Genomic DNA, 10282 nt, shown 5'->3' on the forward strand with positions numbered 1-10282 from the left:
CAGGTCGGGCTCGCAGTCGTACAGCACCAGCACCTTGGCCGCGCCACCCGCGCCAGCCTTGATGTCCTGCGCCACGTCCAGCTTGACCGGCGGCTTGGTGACCACGAAGCTGGCCTGCGCCAGGTCGATGCTCGCCGTGCCCACCTGCGCCGTCAGCACCGCCACCAGGGTCTTGTCGACCAGTGTGGCGGGCGTGGTCCAGCTCAGCGAGGCTGCACGGGACTGCCCGGCAGGCAGTGCGATGGCGCCTGCATTCAGTTTGGCCACTTCCGTGCCGGCCTCGGGATCGACCAGGCGGATGAAGACCTGGGCAGGATCGATGGCACCATTGCCCTGGTTGCGAACCTGCCAGCTCAAAGCCACGGCATCACCAGACGCCACAGGAGAACCCGCGACGGTCAGTGCGCCCGTGACACCCTGACCACTCACTGCGGTCGATTCCACCGTGAAGACGGACTGCGCAGTCGCGACCACGGCACCTTGTGCGTTGCTCACCGACAGGCGTGCCGTGTAGGTCCCTGCGGCCATGGTCAACGGCACCCGGAAGGACAACTCCTTGCCCGCACCCGCCACCAGTTGCTCGATGGCCTGCGATGAACTCCACACCAATGCACCATTGGGCGCCGTGATGCTCGTCTGGGCCGTGAGCGATTCGAGCACGGCGTTCAGGCTGTTGTTGTTCACACGGTCGGTCACCGCCACCGTGTCGCTGGGGCCGTAGGTCAGGCGATCCGTTCTGATGGTGGCGCGAACCTGCGTGCCCTCAGGGCCTGCCGTGATGGCGAAGGCAGAGACATGCTCGCTGACCACATCACCAGCACCGTTGAGCAATTGTGCCCGGGCCAGGTAGCCCGGTGCTGCCAGCCATTGCGCGGAGTTCCACACCGCCGGGGTGTCCGCAACTGCCCTTGCACCGATCTGCGTCGTGGTGAACTCGCCCAGCACGGCGATGACCCGTCCATCGGGCGCCACCACCGACAGCCTGACACGCGCGCCGGGGGCAGGCGTGTCGCTGACATTGCTCAGGCGAGCCGACACGATCACCGGCTGGTCTGCCTCGTACGAGGGCTTGTCCGTGCTGACCGCCAGCCCCAAGGCAACGGGCACGCCCTGCAGATCCAGGCTGACCGTGTTGTTGCTGCGGTCGAAATCCGAATAGCGGGACTTGCCAGTGCCGTCGTCATCGAGCACCACCACGAGGCGGCCGGCCTGGCCGAGGGCTTGAGCCGCCCAGTTGAGATCGATGAACCGACCGCCTTCAAGAGCCTGCCCCAGCTCCTTCACAGACAGCAAGGTACGCCCACCGGAGGCGGATTCGGTATAAAGCGCCACGCCCGTGTTGGCGGGCAATGCCAGACTGCCTGCATTGCCGATACGGACATGCACCAAGGACTCACCGGAGAGCTTGACTTCGATGTGCAGCCCGCCGGCCGTGCCATCGGCCACGGCCGTCGGCGAACGACCCGGCGTGGTGTTCAGGCGGAAGGTGTTGTGCGCCAGCCAGGAGGGTTGAGGCTGACGGGGAACCGTCAGGTCATCGTTGATGTTGGTGATGCTGTAGGCATGCTGGTTCCACACCTCGCGGACATTCACCCAGGAGTTATTCTCATCCTCGAAGACGCGGACACCGTTGTAGGTAGAGCCAGAACCCACGGTGACCATCTCGGCATGGCCATCGCCGTTCAGGTCGACCACCAGCGGGTATTCCAGCGACGTCACGGACTCATGCGGGATCTCCCAGAGGACCTGGCCATCCTTGCCGGCAAAGACTCGGACCTTGACCTCATCGGAATACAGCACTTCGGCACGGCCATCTCCATCGAAGTCAAAGACGGTGGAACCCGTGGTCGACGATGAATTGTCCTGGATTGGCTTGGTCCAGTGGACGATGCCGTTGGATTTCAGGGCCACATAGAGCGAGCTGCCTGCGATGCCGATTTCGGGCACACCATCGCCATCGAAATCAGCCACGGTCGGTGGTCCACCATAGCCCCCACCTGGCAGCGATGTTCCCCAACGCAAGGTGCCATCACGGCTGTACAGCTCAACGCGGCCGGAAGACACGCAAACCACTTCCGGCAAACCATCGCGGTCGAAGTCGGCGACGGCGGTGAAGCAGTCCTTGTTCTTGTTCCACAGCACCGTACCGTCGTGGTTGAACACGGTGGCGCCAATGATGATGTTCTGCTTGCCGGTGCCGAACAGATCGGCCACGATGGGGAGGGAAGAGCTGTGGGCGCTGCCACCCCAGTTGCTGGTGTTGGCCGTCCACTTGACTGAGCCATCGCGGTTGAACACCGTGCGCCAGGCCACGATTTCCGGTTGACCATCGCCATCCAGATCGGCCACCACGGGCGCGGCCCAGGGGGACGATGGCCCCACTGCGGCGGAGATCCAGACCCGGGTACCGTCATTTCGGTAGACACGCAGGCTGCCGTTGTTGCCCATGGCCACGATCTCGGGGCGACCATCAGCATCCAGATCGGCCAGCGCCACGCCCCCTACACCCCCAATGGGGCTGTTGGTATCACGGATGGCCAGCACCTCCTTGCCCGTGTCGCCCCGAACCACATGGATGACGCCCTCGCCGCCCTTGCTGATGTGTGCCACGAACGCCACCATCGTGGCATCAGAAGCGTCAATGCGACCATCACCATTGGTGTCGATGATGCGTCCCACGACAGGCGCCATCTCAACCCGGTCGAAATACTGGTGGCTGGCCGATGTCTTCCAGTGCCACTTCAGCTTGGGCTTGAAGGTGCCGATCTGCGGCTGCAGCCGTGCGCCCTCGGCAGACCAACCAAGGTTGTTGCCCTCGTCGCTCTCGACCACCACCTTGTCGCTGTCCACCAGGACATGCACAGGTGCATCACGGAAAGGCAGGCGGCCGGCCACCGGCACACCCAGCTCGACCTGATCGCCAACTGGCAAAGCCTGGGTCACCTGCAGGCGTCCCAGCACCTGGTCGATGCCATCGTCATAGGAACCATTGCCATTGGTATCGCTGAAGGCCATTACGGCGAACCCACCCACAGCAGGCGCGTTGCCACGGTTGCCCAGGAGCACCTTCAGTGCGCCCTGGACGGTGTACTGGCTGGCATCGGACACGGCCGATCCACGGCTGACGCTCTGGACCACCAGATCAGGCAGTTGCGCGCCAGGTGCCACGCTGATCGGCCCCGTTGCCTGCGCGAGCAAGGCACCGGATGCTGCATCGAAGACGCGCACCCAGGCCTTGTAGGCCCCTGGCGTCACGCCCACCACGTTCCATGCCAACGGCACATCTGCGCCCTGGCCCGCGCTCACCACGAACTGAGCCTGAGGGATACCGCCAGCGCCCAAGGCTGTGCCCGCACCAATGAAACCGCCCTGAAGGTCGAGCACATCAAGATGGACGGCGACCGTGGCGGCCGCGGTGCCGTCATTCGTCAAGCGGGCCGCCACAAGGGCTTGCGCGCCCTGGGCCACAGGGGCAGCAGGCATCGTCGCAGCGACCTTGAGCAGAGGGTTGGCCGGCGCCGCGTACTGCAGGACGAAGTCCTGTGACACCTGTCCGGAACCCACGCTCAGTACGGCTTCCTTGGCCAGATACCCCGAGCCCGACACGCGGATCCGCAGCGCTCCTGGCTGCACGCCCGACACACCGTAGCGGCCATCGGCCCCCGTGGTCACCGTGATGGCCGCGCTGTCTGCATTGAACACCTGCACCACCGCACCAGCGATGGCCACACCCTTGTCATTGCTGACGCGCCCGGACACGTCCACCGTGTTGAGGACCACGCCCAGGCGGATGGTGCCGCCATCCACACTCGTGTTGGGAGGCAGCACGAAGCGCTGGCTCACCGTCTTGTAGCCAGGCAGTTCGCAGGTCAACGCATACTCGCCTGCCACCAGGCCGGCGATATTGACCTGGCCATCGGCGCCAGCCACACCGCTGAGGGTGGCACCGGAAGGCTGCGCTGACAGCGTGATCTTCGCGCCTGGCAAGGGGGTGTCGGACAAGGCGGAGACGACCTTGGCCTTGTAGGTGGCATTGGTGCCGCCCTGCTGACCCGAAGCGAGCAAGGCCGGAGAGAAATCGAGACGCTGCCCCGCCACCACCGTGGCAGTGCCTGAAGCCGTTTGATAGCCGGTGACGGTGGCGGAAATGCTCAGCGAGCCCGGCTGCACACCCGAGAACTCGAAACGTCCCTGGCTGTCGGTGTTGACTGCACGCGTACCGGCAGAAGTCACCAGGCTGATGGCCACACCAGACAAGGGCTGCCCATCAGACTGTTTGCTCACCACCCCGGACACGATGCCCGAGGTGGCGGTGGCGGCCAGCGCCACCTGGCCAAAATTGACCAGTTGACCTGCGCCCACCTGGATGTCGAAAGACCGCGTGTCGTAGCCTGCGCGGCTGAACTGCAGGCGATAGCTGCCCGCAGCCAAGCCTGCGATCTTGAAGAGGCCGGCGTCGTCCGAGGCCGCCGCGCCCGCGGCCGTGCTGACACCGCCCGCTGCAGGCACCGTGGTCACGGATGCGGTCACGCCGCGCAGGGGCTGCGCATTGCCGCCATCCACCACGATCGCCGTGATGCTGCTGGTGGTGGCGGATGCGGGTGGAGAAACACCGCCGCCCGAGCTCTCGGGCAAGGTGACCGAGGGCTGGACGGTCATGCCGCGCAGGGCCACTGCCGTGATGTAGGCATCACCATCCCAGCTGCCATCGGCCGCCTGCCGTGTTTCCAGGTAGTGCAGGGCCTTGGAGCGGACATCCGGAGCGTCCTTGGCGGAAGCCACGGCCTCCAGCACACGCGCCGTCAGCAGCGCGTCGGCACCCCAGCTGCCATCGGCCATCTGCTGGCCGATCAAGGCATCGGTGAGGCGGGCCACCGCGCTCAGGCTGGTCGACTCTGTGCCTGTCTGCAAGCCCAGGCTGATCATGGCTTGGGCGTGCAGGCGCTCCGAGGCCCCCGGCACCGGCGTGCCTTTGGGCGGCAACCATTGACCATCAGCCCCCACTTGCGAAACCAGGAAGGCACGGGCCTTGACGGCTGGGGCCGCGTTAGCCTGGCCAGCAGCCTTCCAGGCTTGCAGCGCCCAGGCTGTGTCCAGCGCGTTGCCGACTTCACTCTCATGCGCGCCGACGGATCCGTCGGCCGCCTGGCGGGCGGACAACTGCGTTAGCAGATCGTTGACGGCCAATCCTCCATCCACACCCGAGAGGATGCGACGAGACAGCAGTTCAGTGTCGGTTGCGTTCTCAGACAGGACACCGCTGGCCATCGCCACAGGTGTGGTGGCCACTGCACGGAGTGTCTGGACCACCTCTGCACGGGCTTGCAAAGGCGTCCCCACGGAGTTGTTGACGCCAGCCAGGATGCCGCTGGACTGCACCTGGGATTGAAGCCACTGCAGGGCCTTCTGCGGCATGGGCGCCAACTGGGCGCTGACCATCCACGAGGCCAAGCAAAGGGTGAGCGCGAGCAAGCAGCGGCTCAGCACAGACAAGTGCTTCATCAACGTATCCCTGAATGTCATGTGGTGGCCACCGGCGGTGGCACAGCCCAAATTTATGGTGAGGAATGTAGCCCAGGGCCACCAGGATCGCGCCTCCCCATTTAGGGGTGTCCACCACAGCGGACGAGCGCAAAGGGATGGCGGCTTCGCACAGCCGCACCTTCAATGGAAGAGATCTACACCAACGTCACGCACCCCAGAGTTCACCTGGCATCCAGGGGGCCAGCCGGAGCTGAAGCCGATAGCCCGTGGGCCGCATTGCTGGCACGGTCCAGCAGCTGGACCGCAGCCATGACATCGGCACAGGAACCCTCCTGGCTTTCATACCGTTTCGAGGCTGTCTGCAGCACGGGGTAGCAAGAAGAAGGTCGCGGTCTGCGGCCAATCTCGGCGAATCTTGCGCTCAAGATTTCTTGCGCCTGAATTTCTACCTGACGATCACGTGGCGGAGGGTACTTCAGAGGAATCGATCCGCCACGTTGGGGCTCCAAGAGGTGGAACGAGTCCGTCACCCACCCCGTACTCACGCCGGCATTCAGAACAAAGAGCATGGCCATGCTCCATAGGTAACCATGCAGGCTCAGCTTCAGCAGTCCCTGCAGAATCAGCCCTGCCACGGGGCGCCATCATGGCTCCCCAGAGACGCGCGCTGACAACCCGTTCGCTGGTCACATCGGTCTCACCGAAAGAGATCATGATGAACGAGGCCAATGCGCTGCCAACATCCGGACCATTTCAGTATCGTCAGCGGCGTCCGTGACTGTCGCACGAGACTCAAGTGCTTCACCGACAGATCCTTGAGTGCATCTGGTGTCCTGCGGAAACGAATCGATATCGATTCGTTCGCCGACACGCCGCGGGCATGCTCAGGCACTCTTCGCGATATTCGCTTCCGCCACGAAAACCACGAACAGAACGACAACACCCAAGGTAACCACCCACTTCTTTTTCCCGGCAAAGATGCCCGAGTAACGCTCCGGCGGAAAGAAGATGCATGCTGCGACCAAAATACTCAGGCCGAAGGTTACAAAAAACCCTTTATCCTGAGCAAGAATCCCAAGGAGCAGGACGGGAAATACGGCGATCGCACGATAAAGATTATTCATACTATCCAACGCAACCCACATTTGAGCTTGGCTGCGGCAATCGTGGCCAGCACCAGCATGACGAGTAAAAAACGGCGAGGGTAAATCTTCATTTACCGGACAGCCCCTCATTGCGCCACTCCAGCAATGAGTAGGCCACCAGAAGGGGGAAGTGCAAAACCCGATACGCACCAACTCCACCCACGCCATCAGCCACACGAAGTTTGATGCGCCCCTCAATCTATCATTCAAATATCTTCTGGAATCTCAAGGAGCCCCTCCTTTCAGAATTCTGAGCGTGGCATTCAGATCTGGGGCAAAAAACATCTCCAACACCGAAAAAAGCACCTTTACCCCAAAACTCATTTCACCCCAATAGATCCAACAGTAGCCACCGATCGCAAGCCAGGTGATTAAAAAAAGAACGACCACGAAGCGCGGCCAGGACTTCAACTCAAAAAAAGGGGCAAAAAGAGGCATATCAACCCTGAGAACAGGCCGCCGCCGCGACACCCGCCGATCCTAGTTCGCACGGCTAGACCCAATGAACAGCGCAGTATGCCTGTTGCGACATCATGAACCGGCAACAGGGCTCGCAGCGAGGTGCCGTCCACTGGATGGTCAGCCCCGCCTAGCGGATTCAGCGGAGCAGGAAGAAAAGCACTGTTGTGGCCATCACCAGCACGGCGCCGCTCCCGAAAGTTCCTCTCACCGAAGCTCTCCAAGCATCTGATGGTTTGGGAATCAAGACCGCATCCTGAGGATCATCGCTTTTGACATGGACGGCCATGGGCGCCAGATGCTCAATGAACTGAAGTATCTTCTCGCGGGATGTATGACTGATCTCACCTGCGAGATAGATGCGGCTGCCTTGAATATCGACACCATCAACACGGTAGGTGTAGGTAATGCATGGCACATATTCCACCCATCTGAAGCGGCTCCGGCGCACGATTTCCTGCAGTCTGGAGTTGCACGCTACGACCGGCAGCGTGCTCCGGTTGACGGCGGCAGAGCGCATCGACTTCCACTTCAGCATGCCTGAGACAACCCAATACAAGCCCAGTAAAAACAATGGAAGTAGCGACCACCTCATTCTGCTATCCGCCTCGACGGGAAATATCCATCACAAGAAGCGCTGACAATCCGTTCGCGGGCCGCATCGGCCTCACCGAAAGAGACCATGATGAACGAGGCCAATATGCCGACAACATCCAGAGCATTTCAGTATCGTCAGTGGCGCCATGACTGCCGCACAAGACTCATCCAGTAGCACGGCACGGCATCCTGAACTTGCAATGCCACATGACAACGCGCACTATGACATAGGCACCAGCTGGGTACTTACCATCCAGGACACGAGGCAAAGGGTGAGCGCGAGCACTCAGCGATTCAGCACGGGCAAGTGCTTCATCGACAGATCCTTGAGTGAATTTGGTGTGCTTCGGAAACGAATCGATATCGATCCATTCGCCGACACGCCGCGGGCAGAGCGCAATGCCTATCAGGTCAGGCATATACCGGCAATCAATACCAGCAGGGCCGCCTTGATCAGCCACATGGCCGCGGCGGGCTTGTGCATCACTACACGAACGTACACAGAAATCACCGCCAAGACGCATGCAGCAATGTATATAGCTTGATCAAACTCAGACATTACCCAGCTCCAAGCAGCCTGCGGTCCGCATTAAAAACCCATCGTCAGCGAAATTCTGCCCTGCGCTCAATAAAAGCCAGCTGCCACAGATGGCCATCGGTACATATGCTATTTGCTGCAGGAGTCATATGTGTCCCCGGAGACCCCCTTGCTGAACACAACCGCCATGATGAAGTTGATGACCGCAGTGACGTACGATTGCCCTGGGACGAGTCCCCCCGCAGCATTTCCGAGCCCGAATCCTCCCCAGAAGCACGAGGCACTGGCATCATCGGTGTAGTAGGAAATCAGAATCTGATTGATGATGACGGCCAGTATGAGCGCGGCCATCACAGCCACAATCACACTGCCAAACAGCCCGGCAGCCAAGGCCAAGCCAGTGCCGGTCAAGGCATTGGCAACCAGCAAGCCGATCAACGCAATCGTGGCCCCAACCGAAACACCGGCGAACAGACCGGACCACCATGCGCCATTGGAGCCTCCTTCAATGAGATAGCCACCAGCACCAGTTTCCGGATCAATCACCGTGTAGCCTGCGCCCACCCATCCATCTTTGCTGATGGGCCGCTCATGAATCATGACTTCTTGGCCAGCGTCCAAGGCAGCCTGGATTTTTGCACGCGTTTCAACACTGTGAGCCGACAAGCGCTGTTGAACGATGCCAGGGTTGTTTGCATAGACTGTCGAGTTGATCGAGAAGATTTTCTGCCCTGCCTTGGCGGCAGTTGCAATCGCACTCACAGCACTGATACCTTCCGAGCATGCAGGCAGATTGGGCTTTGGGGAGGTCGTTCCACGAGCATTGCAAGAGGCGACATCGCTGAAAAGACGCTCCGGAACCGCATGTTCCAACGCACTCATGAAGCGTCCGCGCAACTTGTTGAAATTGACCCATCCGGCCTTATCGTTGTCAGCGCTCCAACCCAGGTATCGAACATGCCCGATGTCGAAATTCAGGCCCGAGAACTTCGCCTGACGAACGACACCCCAGCTTTCCAGCGGATTCACAATGGTATGAAACAGGCCATAGCTTAAACCGGAAAACTCAACCATGCGCCCATCTCTTTGAACCACCCTCGAATGTGCATCCGCTGAAGCGAACCAGCTCCAGATGGCCGTGGTCAGCAAATCGCTTGCCATTTCTTCAACCCCCAGGCCAGCATGATCACCCGACGAGAGCTTGGCTTTGGTCCTGGCCATTCTGTCTTTGAGTTCAGCCACTTGCGCCCCCGACAAACCCGCCATATTTAAACCGATGGCGGTGGTCTGACCAGCCACATTGCTTTCCTCCGAGGTCAGATCCCAATTCGAAATATCGTCAAAGCGCGTAAACCCCCCTGAACTGTACAAGTTGATGCCCATCGAGACGATTTGGGAAGACTGCGCAGCAACCTGTCCGTTCACACGAATCTGAGCTTTCAACCTGATCAAGTAGGCCGGCAGGCTTTGAGGCACTTCGGATGGAGAAATACCAGACCCATCCGCATGACGTGCCGGCATATAGCTATTGATGACATCCATATCTGCCTGTGAAGCTGGCGCATACGTGATTGAAAGGCGCTTCCCCGAGAGTTGCGTTGTTTTTTCTGAGAATTCGAGCAAGGGCACGTCTTCGTATTTGTCATATGCGCTCGCATACAGCTTGTAGGTGAATTTGTGCTGCAGCGTGGGGTAGACGGATGGCGAGGCCGAAGTCAACTGAATAACGCCATACGGCAGCGTCATCGACAAAAGGGAATTCTTGATGACGGGGATGATCTTGCGGCCGATCACGTTGCCAAAGCTTCCACGCACTTCATTGGCATTGATGTAAGCACCCAACGCGGACTCATAACCATCAATGACATTCGTCAGCGCGGCAGCATTGACACCGGATATCCATCCCTCTGCCTCATTCAGCACCGCTCCTTGGGTCGTGGCGGAAATTGCAGCGGCAGCATTGAGATGCACATTGGCCGACACGCCAGCCCCTTGTACGTTGTCATACTGCTTGAAGCTTGGATCTAAAGGCACCCACGCATTGCGCTGGCCTTGCGGG

The 10282-nt window shown here is 60.6% G+C and carries 4 protein-coding genes and 1 pseudogene; all 5 read right to left on the bottom strand.

Annotation, left to right across the window (positions count from 1 at the left end; genetic code table 11):
* Positions 1-5502 (bottom strand): carboxypeptidase regulatory-like domain-containing protein (locus EIP75_RS23490; RefSeq protein ID WP_199758688.1); only part of this gene is annotated, 5502 nt, incomplete at its 3' end.
* Positions 5503-6368: 866 nt separating this feature from the next.
* Positions 6369-6719 carry a hypothetical protein gene (locus tag EIP75_RS23495; RefSeq protein ID WP_125245620.1) on the bottom strand — a complete coding sequence of 117 codons (351 nt, stop codon included), beginning with the start codon at positions 6717-6719 and terminating at the stop codon, positions 6369-6371.
* A gap of 508 nt (positions 6720-7227) precedes the next feature.
* The gene (locus tag EIP75_RS23500; protein ID WP_125245621.1) at positions 7228-7626 is read right to left on the bottom strand and encodes a DUF3592 domain-containing protein; all 399 of its coding nucleotides are present in this window, start codon (positions 7624-7626) and stop codon (positions 7228-7230) included.
* Between the two features lie 465 nt (positions 7627-8091).
* On the bottom strand, positions 8092-8244 hold the full coding sequence (locus EIP75_RS24205; RefSeq protein WP_158622970.1) for a hypothetical protein: 153 nt from the start codon (positions 8242-8244) through the stop codon (positions 8092-8094).
* A gap of 108 nt (positions 8245-8352) precedes the next feature.
* Positions 8353-10282 (bottom strand): annotated as a pseudogene (locus EIP75_RS24210) (hypothetical protein); the annotation flags it as partial.

Origin of the sequence: Aquabacterium soli (assembly GCF_003933735.1) — a bacterium.
GTDB classification, from domain to species: Bacteria; Pseudomonadota; Gammaproteobacteria; order Burkholderiales; family Burkholderiaceae_C; genus Aquabacterium; species Aquabacterium soli.